Origin of the sequence: Methylobacterium sp. ME121 (assembly GCF_000974725.1) — a bacterium.
In the GTDB taxonomy this organism is placed as follows: Bacteria; Pseudomonadota; Alphaproteobacteria; order Rhizobiales; family Beijerinckiaceae; genus Methylobacterium; species Methylobacterium radiotolerans.
The window spans coordinates 24,716-47,858 of the sequence record NZ_BBUX01000044.1; the positions used below are offsets into that span (position 1 = coordinate 24,716).

A 23,143-nucleotide genomic window follows, 5' to 3' on the forward strand; every position below is an offset into this window, starting at 1 on the left:
TGCCCGGGCTTCGTGGGCGGTCGCCGGCGCTCACGAAGGCCGCGCAGCCCCGGTCGGTGCGCCGCCGGGGCTCCGTGCTGAGCCGGACTTGCGGCCGCCGCAGGCGCCGCGCAGCCCCGGCCGGTGCGGACCGAGCGCTGCCGTTCAGGCCCGGACGCGCTCGATCTGCGCGCCGCAGCGGCCGAGTTTGGCCTCCAGCGCCTCGAAGCCGCGGTCGAGATGGTAGACCCGGTTGATCTGGGTCTCGCCCTCGGCGGCGAGGCCCGCGATGACCAGGGAGACCGAGGCGCGCAGATCGGTCGCCATCACGGGGGCGCCCTTCAGCCGGTCCACGCCCTCGACGATGGCGAGATCGCCCTCGAGGCGGATCTTCGCGCCGAGGCGGGCCAGCTCCTGCACGTGCATGAACCGGTTCTCGAAGATGGTCTCGCGGATGTGCGACTGGCCCTTGGCCAGCGTCATCAGCGCCATGAACTGCGCCTGGAGATCCGTGGGGAAGCCCGGGAACGGGTCGGTGGTGATGTCCACCGCCGCGATGCCGCCGCCGTTGCGGCGCACGCGGATCCCGCCCTCGACCTGGGTGATCTCCGCGCCCGTGGTCGACAAGACGTCGAGGGCCGAGTGCAGCAGGTCGGCCCGCGTATCCTTGAGCACGACGTCGCCGCCGGCCATCGCCACTGCCATCGCGTAGGTGCCGGTCTCGATCCGGTCGGGCAGGACCTCGTGGCGGGCGCCGTTCAGGCGGGCCACGCCCTCGATCTCGATGCGCGGCGTGCCGGCGCCGCGGATCTTGGCGCCCATCTTGTTCAGACACTCCGCGAGGTCGACCACCTCCGGCTCGCGGGCGGCGTTCTCGAGCACCGTGGTCCCGTAGGCGAGGGCGGCGGCCATCAGTGCCACGTGCGTGCCGCCCACCGTCACCTTCGGGAAGGCGATCTCGGCGCCGCGCAGCCCGTTCTTGGTCCTGGCGACGACGTAGCCGGCGTCGATCTCGATCTCGGCCCCGAGCCGCTCCAGCGCCATGATCAGCAGGTCCACCGGGCGGGTGCCGATGGCGCAGCCGCCCGGCAGCGACACCTTGGCCTCGCCGAACCGGGCGAGCAGCGGCGCGACCACCCAGAAGCTCGCCCGCATGGTCGAGACCAGCTCGTAGGGTGCCGTGGTGTCGATGACGTTCGAGGCGGTGAGCCGGATCGTCTGGCCCGTCTCGGTGGTCTGACCGGGGCGCTTGCCCACGACCATGTGGTCCACGCCGTGATTGCCGAGGATCCGCGTCAGCGCGGCGATGTCGGCGAGCCGCGGCACGTTGATCAGCTCCAGCGTCTCGCCGGTCAGCAGGCTCGCGATCATCAGCGGCAGCGCCGCGTTCTTGGCCCCCGAGATCGGGATCACGCCGTTGAGCGGCGCGCCGCCGGTGATGTGGATGCGGTCCATCGTGTGTCCTCGGGCGGCGCATCCGCGAGGACGCGCGGCCGACCGTGCTGATCGCGGGCGCGGCAGCGCCCAGGCTTGGCCGTGCCCTATAGACCGGATTTGTCGGAATCAGGACCGCTTCCGTCGGATTCGCGCGTGCAGGACTGGTCCGCGCCCGGTGACGGTCTCGCCTCGGCCCGTCCGCGGTCCTGCGCCTTGCGGCGGCGCAGGTTCTGGCGCAGCGCGGCCTTGAGGCGCTCCGCGCGCTCATCCTTGGAGCCCGTCACGGCGCGACCCTTGGTCGCCGGAAGGTCGGGGCGGAGCGACCCCCGCCGGATGAGCCATCTGCGGATGGTGACATGAGCTGTTGCAGGGGGCAGGAGCCAAATTCGGATCGGAAGATCCTGCCGGACGCTAGCGGGTTCACGCGGGCCTCTCAACGGATGCAACGCTGCGATGTCGGAACCTTACCTTGAACCAGTTCCAGATCCGCGCGTATCTTGCGGCCCTCACGCGAAGGACTGGACCGAGGCCGGACCTCGATCGCGGGCCTGAGATGCCGCTTCGGCGGTGTCGCCCGCGCGGCCGAACACGCGAAGGACGCTCGATGACCGTCACCCGGATGCCCAGCACGATGCTCGCCCAAGCGGGATCGACGCGCGCCGGATCCGGCTACGAGCGCTACTTCCGCGGGGCCCTGGATCAGCTGCACGGCGAGCGGCGCTACCGGGTCTTCGCCGACATCGAGCGGATCTCGGGCCGTTTCCCGACGGCCAAGTGGCGCCAGCCCGAGGGCAAGACCACCGAGATCACGGTGTGGTGCTCCAACGACTACCTCGGCATGGGCCAGCACAAGGAGGTCGTGGCGGCCATGACCGAGACCGCCGCCCGCTGCGGCGTCGGCGCCGGCGGCACCCGCAACATCGCCGGCAACACCTCGCCGCTGGTCGATCTGGAGCGCGAGCTCGCCGACCTGCACGGCAAGGAGGCCGGCCTCGTCTTCACCTCCGGCTACGTCTCGAACCAGGCCGGCATCTCGACCATCGCCAAGCTGATCCCCGACTGCCTGATCCTGTCGGACGCCTTCAACCACAACTCGATGATCGAGGGCGTGCGCCATTCCGGCTGCGCGAAGAAGATCTTCCGCCACAACGATCTCCAGCACCTGGAGGAGCTGCTCCGGGAGGCCGGCGACCGGCCCAAGCTGATCGTGTTCGAGTCGGTCTACTCGATGGACGGCGACGTGGCGCCGATCGGCGAGATCTGCGACCTCGCCGACCGCTACGGGGCGATGACCTACCTCGACGAGGTCCACGCCGTCGGCCTCTACGGCCCGCGCGGCGGCGGCATCGCCGAGCGCGACGGCGTCATGCACCGGGTCGACGTGATCGAGGGGACGCTGGCCAAGGGCTTCGGCTGCGTGGGCGGCTACATCACGGCTTCGGCGGCGATCTGCGACGCGGTGCGCAGTTTCGCGCCGGGCTTCATCTTCACGACGGCGCTGCCGCCTGCCGTGGCGGCGGCGGCGCGGGCGTCGGTGCGGTATCTCAAGCGCTCGGGCGCGGAGCGGGAGGCGCACCAGCGCCAGGCGGCGGCCACCAAGGCGGCGCTGCGCGCGGCGGGCCTGCCGGTCCTGGAGACGGAGACGCACATCGTGCCGGTGATGGTGGGCGATGCCGAGCTGTGCAAGGCGGCGGCCGACCATCTTCTGGAGCACCACGCGATCTACATCCAGCCGATCAACTACCCGACGGTGCCGCGCGGGACCGAGCGCCTGCGGATCACGCCGTCGCCCTTCCACGACGCGGCGCATATCGAGCGCCTGGCTGCGGCGCTGACGGAGACCTGGGAGGCGCTGGACCTGCCCCGCGCCGGCACGGTGTTCGTCGAGGCGGCGGAGTAGGATCCGCGCCGCCTCTCCCCGAGAGGCGGTGCTGCGGGCGCCCGCTTCCGCGAAGGGGGCGAAGCAACCCGGGGGGCCCGTTCACCGACGGCCTGCTGCCCTGGATTGCGTCGCTCCGCTCGCGGAGACGGGCGCGACGGCGTTCTGACACCGGCCTCGACCCCGCGGCTCGGCGCTGAGGCGGCCGCCCGCACCGCTCCCATGTCCCGACCCCATCTCGTCTTTTCCGGCGCCGACCTGTAACGACGGCCCCGATCCTCACCCGCGAAAAGTCCGCCCATGATCTCCTCCCCGCTCATGACCGTGATGGTCGATGCCGTGCGCAAGGCCGCGCGCGGCCTGCGCCGCGACTTCGGCGAGGTCGAGAACCTGCAGGTCTCGCGCAAAGGTCCGGGCGACTTCGTCTCCGCGGCCGACCGCAAGGCCGAGGAGGTGCTGCGCGACGCCCTCATGAAGGCGCGTCCGGGCTACGGCCTCGTGCTGGAGGAGAACGGGATCATCGAGGGGACCGACAAGAGCCACACGTGGCACATCGACCCTCTCGACGGCACGTCGAACTTCCTGCACGGCGTGCCGCATTTCGCGGTCTCGGTCGGTCTCGAGCGCGAGGGCCAGATCGTGGCCGGCGCGATCTTCGACCCGATCAAGGACGAGCTGTTCGTCGCCGAGCGCGGCAAGGGCGCCTATCTCAACAACCGGCGCCTGCGCGTCTCCGGCCGCCAGGACATGGCGGACGCGCTGGTGGGCTACGGCACGCCCTATCTCGGTCGCGGCAGCCATCCGCGCCTCCTGCGCGAGCTCGGCGCCGTGATGGCGGTGGCCGGCGGCACCCGCCGGATGGGCTCGGCGGCCCTCGACATGGCCTACGTCGCCTGCGGCCGCCTCGACGCCTACTGGGAGCGCGATCTCCAGACCTACGACTTCGCCGCCGGCGTGATCCTGGTGCGCGAGGCGGGCGGCTTCGTGACCTCGGCGGACGGCGCGGCCGAACCCCTGGCCCCGCGCTCGGTGGCCTGCGGCAACGAGGGGCTGCACCGGGACCTCGTCGCCATCCTCAAGAAGGTCCAGGCGGCCTGAGCCGCCGCGAACTGGTCAGGGCGCCGAGCTTCTGCTTTAAGCCCGCGGTTCTCCACGGAAGGCCGAACGCATGGAAGCCCGCCGCCACGTCGCGCTGAAGGAATCGGTCCGCTCGATTCCCGATTACCCGAAGCCGGGGATCATCTTCCGCGACATCACCACGCTGCTGAGCGACCCGCGCGCCTTCCGGCGGGCGGTCGACGCCCTGGTGCACCCCTACGCCGGCGGACAGATCCACCAAGTGGCCGGCATCGAGGCGCGGGGCTTCATCCTGGGCGGGGCCATCGCCCACCAGCTCTCCTGCGGCTTCGTGCCGATCCGCAAGAAGGGCAAGCTGCCCCACAAGACCGTGTCGATGGCCTACGCCCTCGAGTACGGGACCGACGAGATCGAGATCCACGTCGACGCCGTCCGGCCGGGCGACAAGGTGCTGCTGGTCGACGACCTGATCGCCACCGGCGGCACGGCGATCGCGGCCGTGAACCTGCTCCAGAAGATCGGCGCCGAGATCGTGGCCGCCTGCTTCGTCATCGACCTGCCCGAGATCGGCGGCGCGCAGCGCCTGCGCGACCTGGGCGTCGAGGTGCGCACCCTCATGCAGTTCGAGGGTCATTAGGGCCCGCGAAACGTTGACTTCGCGGGGCCCATCCGCCATAAGCCCGCCACTCGCGACGTGGCGCCCCGCATGGGCGCCCTTCGTGTTTGCAGACAACCAGGACGCGTGGAGGTCGGGTGCAGCATCAGCTGCCCGCGAGCGCGCCTCGACCTTTGAAGGCTCTGAGCCATGAAGAGAACCTACCAGCCGAGCAAGCTCGTCCGTAAGCGCCGTCACGGTTTCCGTGCGCGCATGGCCACCGCCGGCGGCCGCAAGGTCATCGCGCGCCGTCGCGCCCATGGCCGCAAGCGCCTGTCGGCCTGAGGCCTGATCCTCGCCGGCGCGGACGCCCCGGGCATCCGCGCCACGAGGCAAGTGGTATCGGCCGGGATCGAACCATCGATGGCGACGATCGAGCGGCTCAAGAAACGACCCGACTTCCTGGCGGCGGCCGAGGGACGTCGCTTCCACACCGAGCGGATGACCGCGCAGGGGCGTCTTCGGAACCCGGACGCTTGTCCCGGCCTCCGTCTCGGGTTCACCATCACCAAGCGTGTCGGTCACGCGACGGAGCGCAACCGCATCCGGCGCCGCCTCCGCGCGGCCCTGAGCGTGGTCGCGTCCGACCTGCCGGGCGAGCTCGCGGGCCTTCCGGCCGACATCGTGCTGATCGCCCGCCGTCCCGCCCTGGAAGCCGCCTTCGAGACCCTCACCGAGGATCTGCGTCGCGCGATTCCCGCGGTGACCCGCCCGGCGGCGGCCCGCGGGGACAGGCCCTCCGGCCGGTCCGGTGGCCGGCGCTCCGGGCCGACCCCCGACAAGACCCTATCTCAGACGTCCTCTCTCCCGCACGAAGCCGGCCGCGCCTCCGCGCAGGCGGCCCCGACCGGCGGAGCCGACATCGGCCCGTCGCAGGGGTGCGACAGAGATCCCCGAATCACAGGCGCGCGCAGGTCCTCCGGGGCCGGCGACGCTCCTGTTGCCACTCCGAACGCGTGCGGCGGTGTCCCTGATGGGCAATGACAAGACGAACATGTTCGTGGCCATCGGCCTGTCGCTGCTGGTGCTGCTCGGGTGGCAGTACTTCGTGGCCGGCCCGCGCATGGAGCAGCAGCGCCAGATCGAGGCGCAGAACAAGGCCGCGCAGCAGCAGCCCCCGGGCGTGACCCCGGACGGCGTGCCCTCGCCGTCCCCGAAGGAGGGCGGCCCGGCCGCGCCCGCGCCGGGCACGCTGCCGACCGCCCAGGGCGGCCCGGTCTCCCGCGAGGCGGCGCTGGCCCGCTCGCCGCGCGTGCGGATCGAGACCCCGGCGCTCTCGGGCTCGATCGCCCTGAAGGGCGGCCGCGTCGACGACGTCTCGCTCAAGAACTACCACGAGACCATCGACCCCAAGAGCCCCGAGATCGTGCTGTTCTCGCCGGCCGGGACCGAGACGCCCTACTACGCCGAGTTCGGCTGGGTCGGCGCCAATGCCGGTCCGCTGCCGACCAACGACACCCTGTGGACCAGCGACGGCAAGACGCTCTCGCCCGGCATGCCCGTGACCCTGACCTGGGACAACGGCGCCGGCCTCGTCTTCAAGCGGATCATCGCGGTCGACGACAAGTACATGTTCACGATCCGCGACGAGGTCGAGAACAAGGGCTCGGGCGCGATCACGCTGTACCCGTACAGCCTCGTCTCCCGCTGGGGTAAGCCGCACACCCAGGGCTACTACGTCCTGCACGAGGGCATGATCGGCTATCTGGGCAACGACGGCCTGCAGGAATTCACCTACGACAAGCTCGCCAAGGAGGGCGCCTACGGCGGTGCCAACACCAAGGGCAAGGCCTGGACCGGCGTGACCGGCGGCTTCGTCGGCATCACCGACAAGTACTGGGCGGCGGCCGCGATCCCCGATCAGGACACGCCCTACACCGGCGCCTTCACCGACCGGACCGACGGTGCCACCAACGTCTACCAGGCGAGCGTGCGCGGCGACGCCGTGAACCTCGCGGCGGGTGCCTCGGCCACCGCGACGCAGCGGCTGTTCGCGGGCGCCAAGGAAGTCAACGTCATCAACAACTACGAGAAGGATCTCGGCATCAAGCACTTCGATCTGATGATCGACTGGGGCTGGTTCTTCTTCATCACCAAGCCGATGTTCCGGGCGCTGGACTTCTTCTACCACCTATTCGGCAACTTCGGCGTCTCGATCCTGGTGGTGACCTTCTGCCTGAAGCTGCTGTTCCTGCCGATCGCGAACCGGTCCTACGTCTCCATGGCCAAGATGAAGGCCGTGCAGCCGGAGATGGCCGCCATCCGCGAGCGGTACAAGGACGACCGCATGAAGCAGCAGCAGGCCACGATGGAGCTGTACAAGAAGGAGAAGATCAACCCGGTCGCCGGCTGCTGGCCGGTGCTGATCCAGATCCCGGTCTTCTTCGCGCTCTACAAGGTCCTGTTCATCACCATCGAGATGCGCCACGCGCCGTTCTTCGGCTGGATCCGCGACCTCGCGGCGCCGGATCCGACGAGCATCGTGAACCTGTTCGGCCTGCTGCCGTTCCCGGCGCCCGATTTCGTGCACCTGGGCGTCTGGCCGATCATCATGGGCATCACGATGTTCGTGCAGATGAAGATGAATCCCGCGCCGCCGGACCCGGTCCAGGCGCAGATCTTCACCTTCATGCCGATCGTGTTCACCTTCATGCTGGGCTCGTTCCCCGCTGGCCTCGTGATCTACTGGGCCTGGAACAACACCCTGTCGGTGATCCAGCAGTACGTCATCATGCGCCGCAACGGCGTGAAGGTGGAGTTGTGGGACAACCTGCGATCGACGTTCCGCCGCGGCAACGGCACCAAGGCGGCCGCCACCAAGAGCTGACAGGCGACACGCCGTGACCGACACCAACGACGACGCGGCCGACCTCGCCGAGGCCGGCCGCCTTCTCTTCGCCGGCGCCGCCGACTTCTACGCGGCCGCCCAGACCCTCGACCGTCTGCCCCCGATGGAGGGCGTCGAGATCGCCTTCGCGGGCCGCTCGAACGTCGGCAAGTCGAGCCTGATCAACGCGCTGACCGGGCGGAACACCCTGGCGCGGACCTCGCACACGCCGGGGCGGACGCAGCAGCTCAACTTCTTCCGGATCGGCGAGCGCCTGTCGCTGGTCGACATGCCCGGCTACGGCTACGCCGCCGTCGAGAAGGCCAAGGTCGAGGCGTGGACCCGTCTGATCCATTCCTACCTCAAGGGCCGCACCAACCTCGCCCGGGTGTTCATGCTCATCGACGCCCGGCACGGCTTCAAGTCGATCGACACCGACGTGCTCGACGGCCTCGACAAGGCCGCGGTGAGCTACCAGGTCGTTCTGACCAAGGGCGATTCCCTCAAGAAGGGCGAGGTCGCCAGCCGCATCGCCGGGATCGAGGCGGGTCTCGCCAAGCGTCCGGCCGCCTACCCGCAGGTGATCCTCACCTCGAGCCGGGACGATTCCGGCGTGCCGGATCTGCGCGCGGCCATCGCCAAGCTCCTGGTGGAGCGCGGCGCGTGAGACTCGCGGGGATCGACCGCGCGCTCGCGGCGCTCGCCGGCCTCGCCGGGCTGCTCGGCGTCGCGCTGAGCGCCGCCGCGGCGCACATCCCCGGGGCGGATTCGCTGAAGACGGCGGCGCAGTTCCTGCTGTTCCACGCCCCCGCGATCCTGGCGCTCGTCGGCTTCGGGGCCTCGGGCCTCGCCCGGGCCGGTCTCGCGCGCGTCGCGGCCGGACTCCTGGTCGCCGGCCTGATCCTGTTCTGCGGCGACCTCTCGGTGCGCGCTTGGCTCCAGCACGCGCTCTTCCCGATGGCTGCGCCGACGGGCGGCTTCGCCCTGATGGCCGGGTGGCTCGTGGGGATCCTCTGCGCTCTGGTGCCTGCGCGACGCGCGGCCTGAGATCAGTCCCGAGCCTCGACGAAGCCGGAGGCGTCGCGCCGGCCGCCGCGGCGGTGCGTCCGAGCCTCAGCCCGCCCGCACCTGCAGGAAGTCCAGGGCCGGTCCCTGCGCGTCCGAGAAGATCCCGGCGGTGAGCGCGCCGCCGTAGACGGCCGCGGTGTCGAGGTTGGTGCGGAACCGGCGCACCTCCGGGCGCCCGCTCCGTTGCGGCGTGTGGCCGTGGACCACGTGCCGTCCGAAATCGTGGTCGCCCTCGAGAAACGGCTCGCGGATCCACAGGCGATCGTGCGCGTCCGAATCGCGGGCGTCCGCGCCGGGCCGCAGGCCGGCATGCACGTACCAGTGGGCGCCGTCACCGTGCAGCGTCGGGAGCGCCTCGATCCAGTCGAGGGTGTCCCGGGGAAGGCCGGCGGGGTCCCGCGCGCCGAACGCGTCGAGCGTCGCCTCGCCGCCGTTGTACATCCAGTGCGCGGCCGCGCTTCCCGTCTGGAGCGCGTCGAGCAGCATCCGCTCGTGATTGCCCATCAGACAGACGACGCGCTCGGGCTCGGCCCAGTTCAGGCGGCTCACGGTGCGGAGCACCGCGGCGCTGTCCGGACCGCGGTCGATGTAGTCCCCGAGGAAGACCAGCCGGTGGGGACGGTCGCCGGCATGGCCGGCGATCCGCTCCAGCAGCGCGTCGAGCAGGGCGGCGCAGCCGTGGACGTCGCCGATCGCGTAGGTGAGGGGGCCCGAATCCATCGCGCCATCGTCCACCGCGGCGTCGCGCTCCGCAAGGCCACCCGGGTGGGCGCGCTACGCCGCGAGGGCGCGCATCTCCGCGATCAGGTCCGACTTGCCCTCGAAGCCGATGCCCGGCAGGTCCGGCATGGTGATGTGGCCGTCCTCGACCCGCACCCCGTCGGGAAAGCCGCCGTAGGGCTGGAAGAGATCCGGGTAGCTCTCGTTGCCGCCGAGGCCGAGGCCGGCCGCGATGTTGAGCGACATCTGGTGCCCGCCATGCGGGATGCAGCGGGAGGCCGACCAGCCGAACTCGGCCAGCACGTCGAGGGTGCGCAGGTACTCCACCAGCCCGTACGACAGGGCGCAGTCGAACTGCAGCCAGTCGCGGTCGGGCCGCATGTTGCCGTAGCGCAGGAGATTGCGCGCATCCTGGTGCGAGAACAGGTTCTCGCCGGTGGCTATCGGCCCGGGATAGTAGGGCGCGAGCGCCGCCTGGAGCGCGTAGTCGAGCGGGTCGCCCGCCTCCTCGTACCAGAACAGCGGGTACTGCCGCAGCATCCGTGCGTACGCGATGGCGGTCTCGAGATCGAAGCGGCCGTTGGCGTCGACCGCGAGACGTCCCCGTCCGCCGATCTCGGCGAGCACGGCCTCGATCCGGCGCCGATCCGCGTCGATCGGCGCGCCACCGATCTTCATCTTCACGACCGTGTAGCCGCGGTCGAGATAGCCGCGCATCTCGGCGCGGAGGGCGGAATCGTCCTTTCCGGGATAGTAGTAGCCGCCCGCCGCGTAGACGAAGACCCGCGGGTCGGCGGCGACGCCCTTCCGCTCGGCGAGCATCCGGAACAGCGGCTTCCCGGCGATCTTCGCCGTCGCATCCCAGATCGCCATGTCGAGGGTGCCCACCGCCACCGAGCGCTCGCCGTGGCCGCCCGGCTTCTCGTTGCGCATCATCGCGGCCCAGACCCGGTGCGGATCGAGGTTGTCGCCCGCCTCCGTCAGGAGGCTCGCCGGATCGGCCTCCAGGATCCGGTCGCGGAAGCGCTCGCGGATCAGGCCGCCCTGGCCGTAGCGGCCGTTCGAGTTGAAGCCGTAGCCGACGACCCGCCGGCCGTCGCGCACCGCGTCGGTGACCACAGCGACGAGGCTCGTGGTCATCTTCGAGAAGTCGATGTAGGCGTTGCGGATCGGCGAGGCGATCGGCTTGGTGACCTCGCGGACGTCGACGATGCGCATGGCTGTCCTCCCGGTGTGTCCCGGTGCCGTAGCGCCGCTCGCACCCGGGCAGCCAATGCCGTTTCCGGCGCGCGCGATGCGCGAACGGCATCGGCCCGTCCTGTCGGAGAGGCGCGCCATGGATCTGGACTGGGTGAGGGATTTCCTCGCGCTCGCCGAGCACCGGACCTTCTCGCGGGCCGCCGAGGCCCGGAACGTGACGCAGCCGGCCTTCAGCCGACGGATCCGCGCGCTGGAGGAGTGGGTCGGGACGCCGCTGTTCCTGCGGAGCGCGCGAGGGGCAGGCCTGACCGCCGCGGGAGCGCGCTTCCGGCCGGGCGCCGAGGAGCTGCTGCGGGGCCTGGATCGGGCCCGCGGCGAGGCCCGGGCCGCCGGTGCGCGCGCGGACGCGAGCCTCGCGATCGCGGCCACGCACGCGCTGTCGTTCACGTTCTTCCCAAGCTGGATCCGGCAGCACGCGCCCTTCGAGACGCTCGGCGCCCTCAACCTGATCTCGGACAGCATGGCGGCCTGCGAGGCCATCCTGCTGGCCGGCGAGGTGCAGCTGCTCCTGTGCCACCATCGCGCGGACCTGCCCACGCGCCTGGACGATGGCCGCTGCGAGTCCGTCCGCGTCGGCGCGGACAGCCTGGTGCCGCTCTGCGCTCCGATATCCGGCGGGGCGCCGCTCTGGCCGCTAAGCAGGCCGGTCCGCTACCTCGCCTACGGCGAGGCCTCCGGGCTCGGGCGGATCCTCGCGGCGAGCGGGGTGGCGGCCGGCCACGAGCCGGCCTTCACGTCGCACCTGGCGGCGACGCTGATGACCATGGCGCAGGGAGGCGACGGTGTCGCGTGGCTCCCGGCGACGCTCGCGGAGGCGGCGATCGCGCGCGGCCTGCTCGTTCGGGCAGGTTCCCAGGAGCTGGACGTTCCGGTGGAGATCCGGCTGTTCCGGGCGCGGGGGAGCCGCGGCGGCGCGGCCGAGGCCCTGTGGCAGCGCCTGCACGCGCCCGGACCTGACCGGCCCGATCAGCCCGTCGCCACCCGGGCGTAGCGGCCGTCGTAGCGGCCGGCCCGGATCTGCTCCAGAACCTCCGCCTCGCGGGCCGCCTGCGCCCGCACGGCGTCGAGCAGGGCCGCCGCGTCGCCGGGCGGGAAGGAGACGACGCCGTCGGCGTCGCCGACCACCACGTCCCCGGGATTCACCGTCCAGCCGCCGACGCAGACCGGCCCGTTGATCGCGCCGGGGCCGGTCTTGAACGGGCCCCGCGGCGTCGCGTCACGGGCGTAGCAGGGAAAGTCCGAGCCCGCGAAGGCCGCCGTGTCGCGCACGGCGCCGTCGATCACGAAACCGGCCACGCCCCGGCTCTCGGCGATCGCCTTCATGATGTCGCCCACCAGCGCGCGGCTCGTGTCGCCGCCGCCGTCGACCACGATCACGTCGCCGGGACGGACCTCTTCCAGAGCCTGATGGATGGCGAGGTTGTCGCCGCTCCGGACGCGAACCGTGAAGGCCGTGCCGACGAGTGGTCCGCCGCGGTGGAACGGGCGCAGGCCGGCCAGGACCGGCATCCGCGCCAGGCAGTCGCTGATCGTGGCCGTCGAGACGTCTCGGAAAGCCGCCAGCACAGCCGGGTCGACGGCGGGCGGCGGCGGATGGCGGGTGATGGCGGACATCGGCCTCTGCGTCTCCCTGGCGTCATCGCCCCCGCGGCATCGCGGCGTATCGGCGGGGGCCGGGGGATCCTGCCCCAGGCCGCGGCCGGTGTCGCGGCGGAACCCCGCCGCGATCAGTGATCGGCCGCCGGAACCGCGCCGCCGCCGCCGCCGGTCGCGAGCTTGCGACGAGCGTCGGCCTGACCGCTCGTCGCACCGAAATAGCTGGCCGAGTCGCCGAGCTGCACCGACGGCTGGCAACCCGGCGTGCAGGACAGGGATTCCCGATCGAGGCCGCGCTGCACCGTGATGGTCGAGTCCCGCGACGCCTCGACCCGGATGGTCGTCTCGGCGATCATGGCGCCGCCGTTGTCGAGGGCGATCAGGTTGGTGGAGCCGAAGCTCTTGCCGGTGAGCACGAGCACGCCGTTCTTCTGCGGCGTCACCTCGGCGATGATCGGGTTCCCGACGATCACGGTCGACGTCTTCTCCGGCAGGCGGAGCACCTTGGCGTTGTCCACGAGAACGGTCACGACGGGCAGGAGATCGGGCTGCCCGGCCGCGGCCGCGGCGCCCGTCAGCAGGACGACGAGGCCGGCTCGGCCCGCGATCGACAGGGTGCGACGCATCGGGGTTCCTCAAGACGGCGGGCGGTCCACGCGATCCGGCCCGATGCCTCAGGCTAGCGCGGAACCCGTGAAGGAAGCGCTAAGCAAGACCAAGTCGCGGCACTGTGCCGTATCGGGGAAACCCAACCTTCACCAAACTCGCAGCGAGACGGCGTTTTACGTCGGTGCGGGATCGATTTAACCGATTTTCAAGGCGTAATCGGCAGTCTGTGCAGGCCGCCGATCGAGACCTGAAAATTCTTCATCGGGCATCGCGCAAGTTTTATCTCGCTCTGTGTTGGTCGAAGGATCACCCTCTATGAAGACCCTGTTCACGCGTTTCGCTTCGGACGAGTCCGGCGCCACCGCGATCGAGTACGGCATGATCGCGGCCCTCATCGCCGTGGCCATCATCACCGCGCTGAAGACCGTCGGCACCAGCCTGACCAGCAAGTTCAGCCAGATCTCCGGCAACCTGAACTGATCGAGACCCGTCCGATCTGCGGCAGGTTCGAGACAGCCCGCCTCTCCCCGAGACCCGGAGAGAGGCGGGGGATCCCGGCCTGCCGGGATCGTCGTTCTTCGCGGCGGCGGTGGCCGCCCGGCACATCCGAGATCCGGACCGGCAGCGAGACCGCTGGGTCGGGTCGAATCCCGTGACGCGACAGGCTTCGACGAGATGGGCGCCGAGATGGTCGGTTCAGCGACGGCAAGCCTGGGACTGACTGGTCTGGGCCCGGCCGGTTTCGGCCTCCTGATCCTGTTCCCCTTCCTGATGGCCTACGCGGCCGCCAGCGACCTGCTCACCATGCTGATCCCGAACCGGATCTCCCTGGCCCTCCTGGCGGGGTTCGCGTTGCTGGCCCTGACGAGCGCGATGAGCTGGACCGAGATCGGCTTCCACTGCGCGGCCGGAGCGGTCGTCCTCCTCGTCACGTTCACGCTGTTCGCCTTCGGCATCATCGGAGGCGGCGACGCGAAGCTCGCGGCCGCCACGGCCCTGTGGCTCGGCTTCGACGGCCTCGGCGACTACCTGCTGGTGGCCTCGGTGTTCGGCGGCGCCCTGACGCTGGCGATCCTGTTGGCGCGGACGCACCCATTGCCCGTCCGGATCGCGCGCATGCCGTTCGCCCTGCACCTGCACGACGCCAAGACCGGGATCCCGTACGGGATCGCCCTGGCCGCGGCGGCGCTCCTCGTCCTCCCCGAGACCGAGGTCTGGACCCGGGCCCTCGCCGGCTGAGTCCGCCGCGGGGATTCAGACGCGCAGGATCTGGAGCCCCGAGCTCGGCTTAGCTAAAAGTCGCGCATGCCCCTCGCGCTGCTGCGTCGCCCCGATCCCGATCATCTTGAGGTCCAGCACGAGGGCGCCAGCCTTCGCATCGCCCTCCGTCGGCGACCGACCGCGCGCCGCATCACGCTCCGCGTCTCGGCCGCCACCGGCGAGGCGGTGATCACCCTGCCGAGCCGGACCGCCATCAACACGGCGCAGCGCTTCGCGGCGAGCCACGCGGGCTGGATCGCGGCGCGTCTCGCCCGCGTGCCGGTCCGCGTGCTGTTCGAGGTCGGCGCCAGCCTGCCGGTCCGCGGTGAGCTTCACCGGATCAGCCAGCGCGGCACCCGGAGCGGCCCCGTTCGCATCGAGTGCGTGGAGGGAGAGCGCGTGCTCTCGGTCTCGTGCGACGCCGCCCACGTGGCGCGCCGGGTCCGGGATTTCCTGGCCCGCGAGGCCAAGCGCGACCTGACCGAAGCGATCGAGCGCTACGCGGCGCAGCTCGGGCAGCGGCCGGTGCGCGTCACGCTGCGCGACACCCGCAGCCGCTGGGGTTCCTGCACGGCCCGCGGCGAGCTCAACTTCTCATGGCGCCTGATCCTCGCGCCGCCGACGGTGCTCGACTATCTGGTCGCCCACGAGATGGCGCATCTGCGCGAGATGAACCACTCGCCGCGCTTCTGGGCCCTGGTGCACGCGCTCTGCCCGCACACCGATGCCGCCGAGGCGTGGCTCAAGCGCCACGGCACCGGCCTGCATCGCTACGGCTGAGCCGTCGTCGTTAGGCCCTGCATCAGCCCTTGGCGCGAAGGACCCGCTGGCGCGCCACCGCATCCGCCGGCCAGCTCGGGCGGGGGTCGACCTGGCCCGGGCTGAGGGTGCGTGGGGCGACGCTGTCGCAGATCTCCCGCTGGCGGATGATCACCGGGTTGCCGAACTCGTCCCGGCGCCGGATCAGGCCGCCGTCGCGGCAGTAGCCGGCGATCGCCGCCTGCCCGTTGCGGCGGCCGTACGGGTTCGCCGCCACGGGCGGATGCTCGATCACCAGCGTGTCGGAGTGGTTCAGCGAGCGTTCGATGTAGGTGGTCTCTCCGACCGGCAGGGACTGGGCTCCCGCCTGCGCGAGGGTGGCCACCAGGCAGGCGGCCGAGAGAGTGAGCGGGCGCATCACGGCGTCAAGATCCGGCGCTGGAGGAGTGTTCGAACACAATCTAGGCCGCTGAAACCGTCACGGGTAGCGCCGACGCGCAACACCGCGCCCGCATCGCTTGACAGCGCGGGGCGGACCATGGTCGGAACACGCCCGATTGTACGGCTCCCGCCGGTCCTCGGCCGGAGCGTTCCGAAGGGATCGGTGGTGCCGCTTCACGCGAGGCTCGTTCGTTTCCGGCGCGCCGCGCTGCCGGTTCTCCTCGCCCTCGTCGCGGCGGCACTCGCGCCCGCCGGGCCGGCCGCGGCTCAGGGCATGGTGCGCAAGACCTTCGACGATTGGCAGCTGCGCTGCGAGACGCCGGCCGGCGCGAAGGCCGAGCAGTGCGCCCTCGTCCAGTATCTCGCCGCCGAGGATCGCCCGAACCTGACCCTGGTGGTCATCGTCCTCAAGACCGCCGACAATCGCGGTTACCTGCTGCGGGTGGTGGCGCCGCTGGGCGTTCTCCTGCCTTCCGGGCTCGGCCTGAAGATCGATCAGACGGATATCGGCCGCGCCGGCTTCGTCCGCTGCCTCACCACCGGCTGCGTGGCCGAGGTCGTCATGGATGACGGGCTGATCCGCCAGTTCAAGAACGGCACGCAGGCCACCTTCATCGTGTTCCAGACGCCCGAGGAGGGCGTCGGCATCCCGCTGTCGATGAAGGGCTTCGCGGCCGGGTTCGACAGCCTGAAATGACGGTGCCGTTCGGGAGCCGTGCGATGATCGGACATCGGAACAGGAGCGTCACGCGGTCCCCGGACATGGCCCGGCGCCGGACCGTCGCTCTCCGGCTCGGCGCCTCGGTGCTCGCCGCGTCGCTCGCCGCCACGGCCCCGGGCCGGGCCGAGGAGGGCAACATCTTCTCCAACCTGTTCAAGTACGGCGGCACGACGGTCCCGCCGTCGCAGCCCGAAGCCCTCGACCCGGCCTATTGCCCGACGGTCGAGGTCGCGGAAGGTGGGGCGGCCTCGCGCACGCTCGCGGGCGACGCGGTGCGCACCCAGTTCTCCCTCGGCCGCCTCGCCCGCGAATGCACGCGGCGTCAGGACGGCTCGATCACCGTCAAGGTGGGCGTCGAGATCAACGTCCTGCTCGGGCCGGCGGGCGCGCCGGGCCGGTTCGATGTGCCGGTCACGTTCCAGATCCGCCACGACGGCAAGACCGTCTCGAGCCGCACTGAGCGAGCCAGCGTCGTCGTCGGGGCCGGCGAGGCGCAGGGCTTCGCCACGATCGTCGCCGACGAACTGCAGGTTCCGGCCGCCATGACGGCCGATTACGACATCGCGGTGGGCGTCGGCACCGGCAAGGGGGCGGGCAAGCCCGCCGCGAAACCGCGCCGGCGCAAACCGGCTGTCGCCGCTGCGCCCGCCGGCGGAGGCGACGCTGCCCAGTGACGCCGCGGCGCGCCTCGGCGATCCGATCCCGCTGATCGCGAAGACCGGTCGCGACAGGATCTGGCTCGGCCGGCCTGTCCGGTTTCGGCTGGAGGCCACGGACGATCCCGCGTTCGATCGCCGCCTCGTGCTCCCGGATCATCCCGCCGGCTGGATCGTGCTGAGCTATGCCGGTGATCCGACGGCGGCGCCCCGGCGCCCGATCCTGCGCGTCCTGCGTGGGTCTGACGAGACCGTTCAGGACTTCGTCCTGCCGGGAGCCTCCCAGGGGCTCGCACACTGGCTCGGACTGATCCCCCCGGATGCGCGGGAGATCCGCCTCTCGGCCGGCGCCGATTTCGCCCTGGAGCGGGTCGGCGCCCGACGCGAGGTCGAGGTGCTCGCGCAGTGCCTCCTGCGCCGGCCCTGGCGCTGCGTCTCCGCCCTGTACGAGCGCGCCCGCGGGTCGGAGCGGCGCTACCGCGACATCCTGCGCGGCGCCTGCGCGGTGACGCCGATGGACCGGTTCCCGTCCTGGGCCGCCGCCCGGACCCGGCCCGCCCGCATCGCGCCCGCCGCCCTGCGGATCCGGTGCGTCCTGCTCGCGCAGCCCGGGGACGCGGCGGCGCTGTCGGCCACGCGGGACGCGCTGAACGCGCAGACGCACCGCCCCGAGTCGATCCGGGTCGCCTGGGCGGGGGCGCCGCCCGCAAAGGCCAGCGGGCCGATGTCGCACCAGGCCTGGGACGAGGCTGCCCGCTTCGACGAACTTTCCGGCGAGGCGGACGCCCTGTGCCTGCTGCGCGCCGGCGACGTCCCGGAGCCGGAGGCCCTGGCGCTGCTCGCCCGCGCCCTGTCGGGCGCGGACATCGCCTACGGCGACGCGATCGATCCCGACGGCCGGCCGCGGCTGAAGCCGGACTGGAGCCCGGACCTCGCCCTGGCGACGGGGTATCCGGGGTTTCCCCTCCTCCTGTCGAGATCCTGGCTCGCCGCGGCCCTGACGCGCCCCGCCGGCCGGATGGCCGAGATCGCGCCGGCCATCATGGCCGCCGCGATGACCAGCGCCGCGCGGGTGGCGCACGTCCCACGGATCCTCGCCCGCTCTGCCGGCGATGGCCTGAGCCCGTCCGCTCGGGCGGCGGCCCTCCACGCGCTCCGGGCCGGACGGCCTCAGGTCCGCGCCGGGATCCAAGACGGTGCCGTTCGCCTGGAATGGCCCCTGCCGGATCCGGTGCCGCTGGTCAGCATCGTGATCCCCTCGCGCGACCGCCTCGACCTGATCACCCGCGTCTGCCGCGGGGTGCTCGCCGAGACCGCCTACGCGCCGCTCGAGCTGATCATCGTCGACAACGGCTCGACCGATCCGGCGGTCCTCGACCATTACGCGACCCTGCGCGGCGATCCGCGCGTCCAGATCCTCATGGATCCGCAGCCCTTCAACTTCGCCGCGATGGTCAACGCCGGCGTCGCCGCGGCGTCGGGGACGATCGTCGTGCTGCTGAACAACGACGTCGCCGTGCTGGAGCCCGGCTGGCTCGAGGCCATGGTCCGGCAGGCCTGCCGGCCGGAGGTCGGCGCCGTCGGGGCGAAGCTGCTCTACGGGGACGGTACCCTGCAGCATGCCGGCGTCGTCGTCGGTCTCGGTGGCCGAGCCGGGCACATCCTGCGTCGCCGGCCCGGCGACACGCCGGGTCAGCTCGGCCAGCTGCGCGTCGCGCACGAGGTCTCGGCGGTGACCGCCGCCTGCCTCGCCGTCGCGCGGGAGAAGTATCTGGCGGTGGGCGGATTCGACGCCGAGGCCTTCCCGGTGGATTTCAACGACGTGGATTTCTGCCTGCGCCTCGGCGCCGCCGGCTGGAAGACGGTCTGGACGCCGGCCGCGACGCTGGCCCATCTCGAATCCGTCAGCCGCGGTCCGTCCGTCGGGGCCAAGCGCGCCCGCTTCGAGCAGGAGGCCGCCCGCTTCTCCGAGCGCTGGCGCGCCGTGATCCGGCACGATCCGTTCTACCACCCCGCCCTGTCGGTCACGACCTTCGGCGAGGATCTGGAATGACGCCGCCGGACGGCGCGTCGGGCCGCCGAGCGGCGCCGTTTCTCGGAGCGTCGCGCCGCTCCTGGCGCGCGCTGGTGGGCGCGGCGCGCCACGCGCTCGCGCATCCGCGAACGGCGGCCGCGATCGTGGGCGCGCGCCTGACGGGGAAGCGGCTGCGCGCCCGGCAGGCGCTCGCGGCCCTGATCGGGATCGACCATCGGCTCACCCTGCCGCCGGGGATCCTCGACCGCTTCCCGCCGGCACCGGCCGGTCCGGGCGGCGCGATCCGCCTGATCGGCGACGGGGTCCTCGTCGCCGGTGCGCCCGGACGGATCGCGGCCCTGTTCGCGAGCGAGCCCGACCTTCAGGCCCTGTACGGCGACGCCTTGGTGCAGGAGCGACCCGGCGGCGCGGTGCTGCCGCTGCTGCCGCCGGTTTTCGACCCTGACCGGCTCGCGGCCTTCGATTATCTCGGGCCCGTCCTGGCCTGCCGATGCAGCGCCCTCGACCCCGGCGTCGATCCCGGGAGTCCCGCCGAGGCCGCCTTTCGGATCGCGGAGCGCTTCGGCCCCGGCGCGATCGGCCACCTGCCGGAGATCCTGTCCGTCCGGCGCGGCGAGGCGATCGCCGCGACGGATCGTGAAGCGCGACACGCGCCCCATCACGCCACCGTACGCGCCCACCTCGACCGGGCGGGCGGCGCCGGCCTGCGCGTGGCCGTGGGAACGGACGGCCTCGTCGCAGTCGAGCATCCCCTGCCCGAAACGCGGCCCCTGGCCAGCCTGATCGTTCCGACCCGCGACCGCCTGGATCTCCTGCGCCCCTGTCTCGAGAGCCTGCGCAGCTGCACGGACTGGCCGTCGACCGAGATCATCGTCTGCGACAACGACAGTCGCGAGCCCGAGACGCTCGCCTACCTGCGGGCCCTGGAGGGGGAGGGGAGGGGGCACGTCGTGCCCTGGCCCGGGCCGTTCAACTTCGCCGCCATGAACAACGCCGCCGCATCCTGCGCCCGCGGCAGGCTGCTGGTCTTCATCAACAACGACGTCGAGGCCTTCCGGCCCGACTGGCTCTCGCGCATGGCCCGGGAGGCCCTCCGCCCGGATGTGGGGGCCGTCGGTGCCAAGCTCCTCGACGGCGAGGGCCGGATCCAGCACGGCGGCATCGTGCTCGGAACCGGCGGCCTCGTCACTCACGGCCACCGGCACTTTCCGGCGGACGCCCCCGGCTATCTCGGCGCTCTGCGCGTCACGCAGACGGTCTCCGCGGTGACCGCCGCGTGCCTGGTCGTCGAGGCGGAGAAGTTCCGCGCGGTCGGCGGCTTCGACGAGGCGGTCTTCGCGGTCGACTTCAACGATGTCGATCTCTGCCTGCGCCTGAACGCGGCCGGCTACCGCACGCTCCTGGTCCCCGGGGCGGTCCTGCATCACCGCGAGGCCGCGAGCCGCCGCTGGACCCCCGAGGCCCGCGCCCGCCACGCGCGCGAGATCGCCGCGCTGAGAACGCGATGGGGGTCGCTGCTGGTGCAGGACCCCCATTACCATCCGGGTTTCGACCCGGCGCTCTCGACCCACGCGCGACTGCGCGCAGGTTTTCCCGAGGCCGGACCGGCGCCCCTGCGCCGGCCGACAGCCTGACCGGGCCTACTGCACGAGGCGCGGGCCGCCGCCCTGGACCTTCTCGTTCTCCGACATGATGCCGAGCCGCTTGGCGACCTCGGTATAGGCCTCGATCAGGCCGCCGAGATCCTTGCGGAACCGGTCCTTGTCGAGCTTGTCGGAGGACTTGATGTCCCAGAGCCGACAGGAATCCGGGGAGATCTCGTCCGCCACCACGATGCGCATCATGTCGCCTTCCCACAGGCGGCCGGTCTCCATCTTGAAATCGACGAGCCGGATGCCGACGCCGAGGAAGAGGCCGGACAGGAAGTCGTTGACGCGGATCGCCAGCGCCATGATGTCGTCGATCTCCTGGGGCGTCGCCCAGCCGAAAGCCGTGATGTGCTCCTCCGAGACCATCGGGTCGTTCAGCGCGTCGTTCTTGTAGTAGAACTCGATGATCGAGCGCGGCAGCTGGGTGCCTTCCTCAAGACCGAGCCGCGTCGCCAGCGAGCCGGCCGCGACGTTGCGCACAACGACCTCGAGGGGGATGATCTCGACCTCGCGGATCAGCTGCTCGCGCATGTTCAGCCGGCGGATGAAGTGCGTCGGCACGCCGATGTCGTTGAGGTGCTGGAAGACGAACTCCGAGATCCGGTTGTTCAGCACACCCTTGCCGTCGATGACCTCGTGCTTCTTCGCGTTGAAGGCCGTCGCGTCATCCTTGAAGTGCTGGATGAGCGTGCCGGGCTCCGGCCCCTCGTAGAGGACCTTCGCCTTGCCCTCGTAGATGCGACGGCGGCGATTCATAGGCGTGTACCGTGGTTTGAGGAAGTCCATGGGCCGAGGCTCCTGATGCGCGACGATTGGGAGGAATCCGCGGCGCGGCGACCGGACGCGAGGTCGGGCCGCCGGACGGCCTCTGCCCGAGGGCCCCGGCGACCGGCCGCCAAACTAGCGGATGCGGGCTTCCAGCACAACGCGTTAGCCCGCAGGGCGGGATTGCGGAGGCCGGCCGGGACGTGCCCGGAACGACCTCGGCAGCCCGTCACGCCGCCGTCACGCCGCCATCACGCGGTCGTCTTGGACGGGTAGCGGCAGAGGTCGGCGATGAGGCAGCGCGGGCATTCGGGCTTGCGCGCCTTGCAGGTGTAGCGGCCGTGCAGAATCAGCCAGTGATGGGCGTGGAGCCGGTAGGAATCCGGCACGATCGCCTCGAGACCGGCCTGCACCTTGTCGGTGGTCGCGCCGACGAAGAGCGGGATCCGGTTCGAGACCCGGAAGATATGGGTGTCCACGGCGATCCGCGGAACCCCGAAGGCGATGTTGAGCACCACGCTCGCGGTCTTGGCGCCGACACCGGGCAGAACCTGGAGGGCTTCCAGGCTAGCCGGCACCGTGCCGCCGTGCTCGTCCACGAGGATCCGCGAGAGGGCGACGACGTTCTTCGCCTTGGTGTTGAACAGCCCGATCGTGCGCACGAAATCGCGGACCCTGTCCTCGCCGAGGGCCAGCATCTTCTCGGGCGTGTCGGCGACCGCGAAGAGCGGGCCGGTGGCGAGATTGACGCCGCGGTCGGTCGCCTGGGCCGACAGCACCACGGCAACGAGCAGCGTGAACGGATTCACGTAGTGGAGCTCACCCTTGGGCTCCGGTTCCGCCGCCTGGAAGCGGCGGAAGATCTCGGCGAGCGTCGCCGGGTCGACGGCCTCGGGAGCCGTGTCCACCTGCGCGGTGACGGCGCGCCCGATCGGACCCGCGAGCCGCGCCGGGGCGGCGCTCCGGGACGGGCCTCTGGCCACGTTCTCCGCCGCGTCCTCGCGCCGCTTCGTTCGCGACGTCTCGGTCACGGCCCCGGGCGCGGCCTCGGCCGGTCCCGCGACGCGCCGACCGGCGCGATCCGTCACGGGAGGGGGAGTCTTTCTGGCGGGCATCGGCGCGTTATATGGATCGCATGGCGAGCGGCAATCCTTCCGTCCACCCCTACGGGCTCGATCCGGACACGATCGACCGGCCCGTCTTCACCGCGACGATCCGGCCGCACCAGTCTTTGAGCCGGCGCGGCTTCCGGGTGGTCATGGGCGGGTGCTGCGCGGTCTCCCTCGCCGTATCGGTCTGGGCTTGGCGCATGGGCTTCTGGCCCGTGGCCGGCTTCTTCGGCCTCGACATGCTGGCGATCTACGCCGCGCTCAAGGTGAGCTTCCGACGCGGGCGTTCCTTCGAGGAGGTGATGATCTCGCAGATCGAGATCCTGCTGGCCCGGGTCAGCCACCGCGGCGAGCGGCGCGAGTGGCGGTTCAACCCGCTCTGGACAAAGCTCGAGACGGTCGAGGACGACGAGTACGGTCTCCAGCGTCTGACCCTGGTCTCGCGTCGACAGCAGGCGCTGGTGGCGCGCGATGCCGGGCCGGACGAGCGGGCGCGGGTCGCGCAGGGCCTCAGCGCGGCGCTGGCGCAGGTGAAGAAAGGGTACTGACCTGACCCCGGGCTTCTCTGCTCTCCTGCGGGGGCAGGGAGGCCGCGCAGCGGCGGGGGCGCGGGCTGCGCGAAAAAAAGAGCTCAGGCACGG

26 protein-coding genes are annotated in these 23,143 nt (G+C 71.5%); 17 read left to right on the forward strand and 9 right to left on the reverse strand.

Annotation, left to right across the window (positions count from 1 at the left end; genetic code table 11):
- Positions 1-144: 144 nt before the first annotated feature.
- Complete coding sequence (gene murA / locus ME121_RS22245; RefSeq protein ID WP_012320447.1) at positions 145-1,434, reverse strand: UDP-N-acetylglucosamine 1-carboxyvinyltransferase; 1,290 nt, start codon at positions 1,432-1,434, stop codon at positions 145-147.
- Between the two features lie 86 nt (positions 1,435-1,520).
- A complete protein-coding gene (locus ME121_RS34055) occupies positions 1,521-1,700 on the reverse strand; it encodes a hypothetical protein (RefSeq protein WP_043074169.1) in 180 nt (59 codons plus the stop codon).
- Positions 1,701-2,047: 347 nt separating this feature from the next.
- On the opposite strand from ME121_RS34055, the gene hemA reads away from it, so the two are divergent.
- From hemA to ME121_RS22285, 8 genes are all read left to right on the forward strand, one after another.
- Complete coding sequence (hemA, locus tag ME121_RS22250) at positions 2,048-3,316, forward strand: 5-aminolevulinate synthase (protein ID WP_041372710.1); 1,269 nt, start codon at positions 2,048-2,050, stop codon at positions 3,314-3,316.
- A gap of 279 nt (positions 3,317-3,595) precedes the next feature.
- Positions 3,596-4,393 (forward strand): inositol monophosphatase family protein, encoded by a 798-nt coding sequence (locus ME121_RS22255; protein ID WP_024829277.1) that lies wholly within the window; start codon positions 3,596-3,598, stop codon positions 4,391-4,393.
- A gap of 70 nt (positions 4,394-4,463) precedes the next feature.
- Entirely contained in the window at positions 4,464-5,009 is a 546-nt protein-coding gene (locus tag ME121_RS22260) for an adenine phosphoribosyltransferase (protein ID WP_012320444.1), read from the forward strand.
- Positions 5,010-5,177: 168 nt separating this feature from the next.
- Positions 5,178-5,312, forward strand: a complete 135-nt coding sequence (rpmH, locus tag ME121_RS22265) for a 50S ribosomal protein L34 (RefSeq protein WP_007558110.1) — start codon at positions 5,178-5,180, stop codon at positions 5,310-5,312.
- A 78-nt stretch (positions 5,313-5,390) separates the two neighbouring features.
- The gene (gene rnpA / locus ME121_RS22270; protein ID WP_012320443.1) at positions 5,391-6,011 is read left to right on the forward strand and encodes a ribonuclease P protein component; all 621 of its coding nucleotides are present in this window, start codon (positions 5,391-5,393) and stop codon (positions 6,009-6,011) included.
- Positions 6,001-7,854 carry a membrane protein insertase YidC gene (yidC, locus tag ME121_RS22275; RefSeq protein WP_012320442.1) on the forward strand — a complete coding sequence of 618 codons (1,854 nt, stop codon included), beginning with the start codon at positions 6,001-6,003 and terminating at the stop codon, positions 7,852-7,854. Before rnpA ends, yidC begins: the two co-directional genes overlap by 11 nt.
- Positions 7,855-7,867: 13 nt before the next feature.
- A complete protein-coding gene (gene yihA / locus ME121_RS22280; protein WP_012320441.1) occupies positions 7,868-8,521 on the forward strand; it encodes a ribosome biogenesis GTP-binding protein YihA/YsxC in 654 nt (217 codons plus the stop codon).
- Positions 8,518-8,901, forward strand: a complete 384-nt coding sequence (locus ME121_RS22285) for a DUF423 domain-containing protein (RefSeq protein ID WP_012320440.1) — start codon at positions 8,518-8,520, stop codon at positions 8,899-8,901. Before yihA ends, ME121_RS22285 begins: the two co-directional genes overlap by 4 nt.
- Positions 8,902-8,967: 66 nt before the next feature.
- On the opposite strand, the gene ME121_RS22290 is transcribed toward ME121_RS22285, so the two are convergent.
- Both ME121_RS22290 and ME121_RS22295 read right to left on the reverse strand, forming a co-directional pair.
- Complete coding sequence (locus ME121_RS22290) at positions 8,968-9,642, reverse strand: metallophosphoesterase family protein (protein WP_029360663.1); 675 nt, start codon at positions 9,640-9,642, stop codon at positions 8,968-8,970.
- A gap of 54 nt (positions 9,643-9,696) precedes the next feature.
- On the reverse strand, positions 9,697-10,860 hold the full coding sequence (locus ME121_RS22295; protein WP_059409599.1) for a mandelate racemase/muconate lactonizing enzyme family protein: 1,164 nt from the start codon (positions 10,858-10,860) through the stop codon (positions 9,697-9,699).
- Positions 10,861-10,978: 118 nt separating this feature from the next.
- Here ME121_RS22295 and ME121_RS22300 point away from each other — a divergent pair, with 118 nt between their 5' ends.
- Positions 10,979-11,893, forward strand: a complete 915-nt coding sequence (locus tag ME121_RS22300; RefSeq protein ID WP_059409600.1) for a LysR family transcriptional regulator — start codon at positions 10,979-10,981, stop codon at positions 11,891-11,893.
- Here ME121_RS22300 and ME121_RS22305 read toward each other — a convergent pair.
- Together ME121_RS22305 and ME121_RS22310 are read right to left on the reverse strand one after the other, a co-directional pair.
- A complete protein-coding gene (locus ME121_RS22305) occupies positions 11,869-12,516 on the reverse strand; it encodes an RraA family protein (RefSeq protein WP_012320436.1) in 648 nt (215 codons plus the stop codon). The genes ME121_RS22300 and ME121_RS22305 overlap by 25 nt on opposite strands.
- Before the next feature lie 113 nt (positions 12,517-12,629).
- Positions 12,630-13,124 carry a pilus assembly protein N-terminal domain-containing protein gene (locus ME121_RS22310; RefSeq protein WP_012320435.1) on the reverse strand — a complete coding sequence of 165 codons (495 nt, stop codon included), beginning with the start codon at positions 13,122-13,124 and terminating at the stop codon, positions 12,630-12,632.
- A gap of 298 nt (positions 13,125-13,422) precedes the next feature.
- On the opposite strand from ME121_RS22310, the gene ME121_RS22315 reads away from it, so the two are divergent.
- The 3 genes from ME121_RS22315 to ME121_RS22325 all read left to right on the forward strand — a co-directional run bounded on the left by ME121_RS22315 (position 13,423) and on the right by ME121_RS22325 (position 15,147).
- Positions 13,423-13,587, forward strand: coding sequence for a Flp family type IVb pilin (locus ME121_RS22315; RefSeq protein ID WP_012320434.1), 165 nt, complete (start codon positions 13,423-13,425; stop codon positions 13,585-13,587).
- Positions 13,588-13,794: 207 nt separating this feature from the next.
- Positions 13,795-14,346, forward strand: a complete 552-nt coding sequence (locus ME121_RS22320) for an A24 family peptidase (protein ID WP_043074175.1) — start codon at positions 13,795-13,797, stop codon at positions 14,344-14,346.
- 66 nt (positions 14,347-14,412) lie between these two features.
- Entirely contained in the window at positions 14,413-15,147 is a 735-nt protein-coding gene (locus ME121_RS22325; protein ID WP_012320432.1) for a M48 family metallopeptidase, read from the forward strand.
- Between the two features lie 22 nt (positions 15,148-15,169).
- On the opposite strand, the gene ME121_RS22330 is transcribed toward ME121_RS22325, so the two are convergent.
- A complete protein-coding gene (locus ME121_RS22330; RefSeq protein WP_012320431.1) occupies positions 15,170-15,544 on the reverse strand; it encodes a hypothetical protein in 375 nt (124 codons plus the stop codon).
- Between the two features lie 186 nt (positions 15,545-15,730).
- Here ME121_RS22330 and ME121_RS22335 point away from each other — a divergent pair, with 186 nt between their 5' ends.
- From ME121_RS22335 to ME121_RS22350, 4 genes are all read left to right on the forward strand, one after another.
- Positions 15,731-16,264 carry an invasion associated locus B family protein gene (locus ME121_RS22335; protein WP_012320430.1) on the forward strand — a complete coding sequence of 178 codons (534 nt, stop codon included), beginning with the start codon at positions 15,731-15,733 and terminating at the stop codon, positions 16,262-16,264.
- Positions 16,265-16,287: 23 nt separating this feature from the next.
- A complete protein-coding gene (locus ME121_RS22340; RefSeq protein WP_012320429.1) occupies positions 16,288-16,962 on the forward strand; it encodes a hypothetical protein in 675 nt (224 codons plus the stop codon).
- Between the two features lie 127 nt (positions 16,963-17,089).
- Complete coding sequence (locus ME121_RS22345; RefSeq protein WP_089231696.1) at positions 17,090-18,997, forward strand: glycosyltransferase family 2 protein; 1,908 nt, start codon at positions 17,090-17,092, stop codon at positions 18,995-18,997.
- Positions 18,994-20,613: a glycosyltransferase gene (locus ME121_RS22350; RefSeq protein ID WP_059409602.1), complete on the forward strand. Its 1,620-nt coding sequence runs from the start codon at positions 18,994-18,996 to the stop codon at positions 20,611-20,613. The genes ME121_RS22345 and ME121_RS22350 overlap by 4 nt, the downstream gene beginning before the upstream one ends.
- A gap of 6 nt (positions 20,614-20,619) precedes the next feature.
- On the opposite strand, the gene purC is transcribed toward ME121_RS22350, so the two are convergent.
- Together purC and nth are read right to left on the reverse strand one after the other, a co-directional pair.
- Positions 20,620-21,414, reverse strand: coding sequence for a phosphoribosylaminoimidazolesuccinocarboxamide synthase (gene purC, locus ME121_RS22355; RefSeq protein ID WP_010684691.1), 795 nt, complete (start codon positions 21,412-21,414; stop codon positions 20,620-20,622).
- Positions 21,415-21,644: 230 nt separating this feature from the next.
- Positions 21,645-22,325, reverse strand: coding sequence for an endonuclease III (nth, locus tag ME121_RS22360; protein ID WP_053622270.1), 681 nt, complete (start codon positions 22,323-22,325; stop codon positions 21,645-21,647).
- Between the two features lie 203 nt (positions 22,326-22,528).
- On the opposite strand from nth, the gene ME121_RS22365 reads away from it, so the two are divergent.
- Positions 22,529-23,050, forward strand: a complete 522-nt coding sequence (locus tag ME121_RS22365; protein WP_024829287.1) for a DUF2244 domain-containing protein — start codon at positions 22,529-22,531, stop codon at positions 23,048-23,050.
- Positions 23,051-23,143 lie beyond the last annotated feature (93 nt).

What these genes read in the sequence shown, in the direction of transcription:
- murA (WP_012320447.1), bottom strand. Translation starts at nt 1,434, where the DNA reads ATGGACCGCATCCACATCACCGGCGGCGCGCCGCTCAACGGCGTGATC.
- hemA (WP_041372710.1), top strand. Translation starts at nt 2,048, where the DNA reads ATGCTCGCCCAAGCGGGATCGACGCGCGCCGGATCCGGCTACGAGCGC.
- ME121_RS22255 (WP_024829277.1), top strand. Translation starts at nt 3,596, where the DNA reads ATGATCTCCTCCCCGCTCATGACCGTGATGGTCGATGCCGTGCGCAAG.
- ME121_RS22260 (WP_012320444.1), top strand. Translation starts at nt 4,464, where the DNA reads ATGGAAGCCCGCCGCCACGTCGCGCTGAAGGAATCGGTCCGCTCGATT.
- rpmH (WP_007558110.1), top strand. Translation starts at nt 5,178, where the DNA reads ATGAAGAGAACCTACCAGCCGAGCAAGCTCGTCCGTAAGCGCCGTCAC.
- rnpA (WP_012320443.1), top strand. Translation starts at nt 5,391, where the DNA reads ATGGCGACGATCGAGCGGCTCAAGAAACGACCCGACTTCCTGGCGGCG.
- yidC (WP_012320442.1), top strand. Translation starts at nt 6,001, where the DNA reads ATGGGCAATGACAAGACGAACATGTTCGTGGCCATCGGCCTGTCGCTG.
- ME121_RS22290 (WP_029360663.1), bottom strand. Translation starts at nt 9,642, where the DNA reads ATGGATTCGGGCCCCCTCACCTACGCGATCGGCGACGTCCACGGCTGC.
- ME121_RS22295 (WP_059409599.1), bottom strand. Translation starts at nt 10,860, where the DNA reads ATGCGCATCGTCGACGTCCGCGAGGTCACCAAGCCGATCGCCTCGCCG.
- ME121_RS22300 (WP_059409600.1), top strand. Translation starts at nt 10,979, where the DNA reads ATGGATCTGGACTGGGTGAGGGATTTCCTCGCGCTCGCCGAGCACCGG.
- ME121_RS22305 (WP_012320436.1), bottom strand. Translation starts at nt 12,516, where the DNA reads ATGTCCGCCATCACCCGCCATCCGCCGCCGCCCGCCGTCGACCCGGCT.
- ME121_RS22310 (WP_012320435.1), bottom strand. Translation starts at nt 13,124, where the DNA reads ATGCGTCGCACCCTGTCGATCGCGGGCCGAGCCGGCCTCGTCGTCCTG.
- ME121_RS22315 (WP_012320434.1), top strand. Translation starts at nt 13,423, where the DNA reads ATGAAGACCCTGTTCACGCGTTTCGCTTCGGACGAGTCCGGCGCCACC.
- ME121_RS22320 (WP_043074175.1), top strand. Translation starts at nt 13,795, where the DNA reads ATGGTCGGTTCAGCGACGGCAAGCCTGGGACTGACTGGTCTGGGCCCG.
- ME121_RS22325 (WP_012320432.1), top strand. Translation starts at nt 14,413, where the DNA reads ATGCCCCTCGCGCTGCTGCGTCGCCCCGATCCCGATCATCTTGAGGTC.
- ME121_RS22330 (WP_012320431.1), bottom strand. Translation starts at nt 15,544, where the DNA reads ATGCGCCCGCTCACTCTCTCGGCCGCCTGCCTGGTGGCCACCCTCGCG.
- ME121_RS22340 (WP_012320429.1), top strand. Translation starts at nt 16,288, where the DNA reads ATGATCGGACATCGGAACAGGAGCGTCACGCGGTCCCCGGACATGGCC.
- ME121_RS22350 (WP_059409602.1), top strand. Translation starts at nt 18,994, where the DNA reads ATGACGCCGCCGGACGGCGCGTCGGGCCGCCGAGCGGCGCCGTTTCTC.
- purC (WP_010684691.1), bottom strand. Translation starts at nt 21,414, where the DNA reads ATGGACTTCCTCAAACCACGGTACACGCCTATGAATCGCCGCCGTCGC.
- ME121_RS22365 (WP_024829287.1), top strand. Translation starts at nt 22,529, where the DNA reads ATGGCGAGCGGCAATCCTTCCGTCCACCCCTACGGGCTCGATCCGGAC.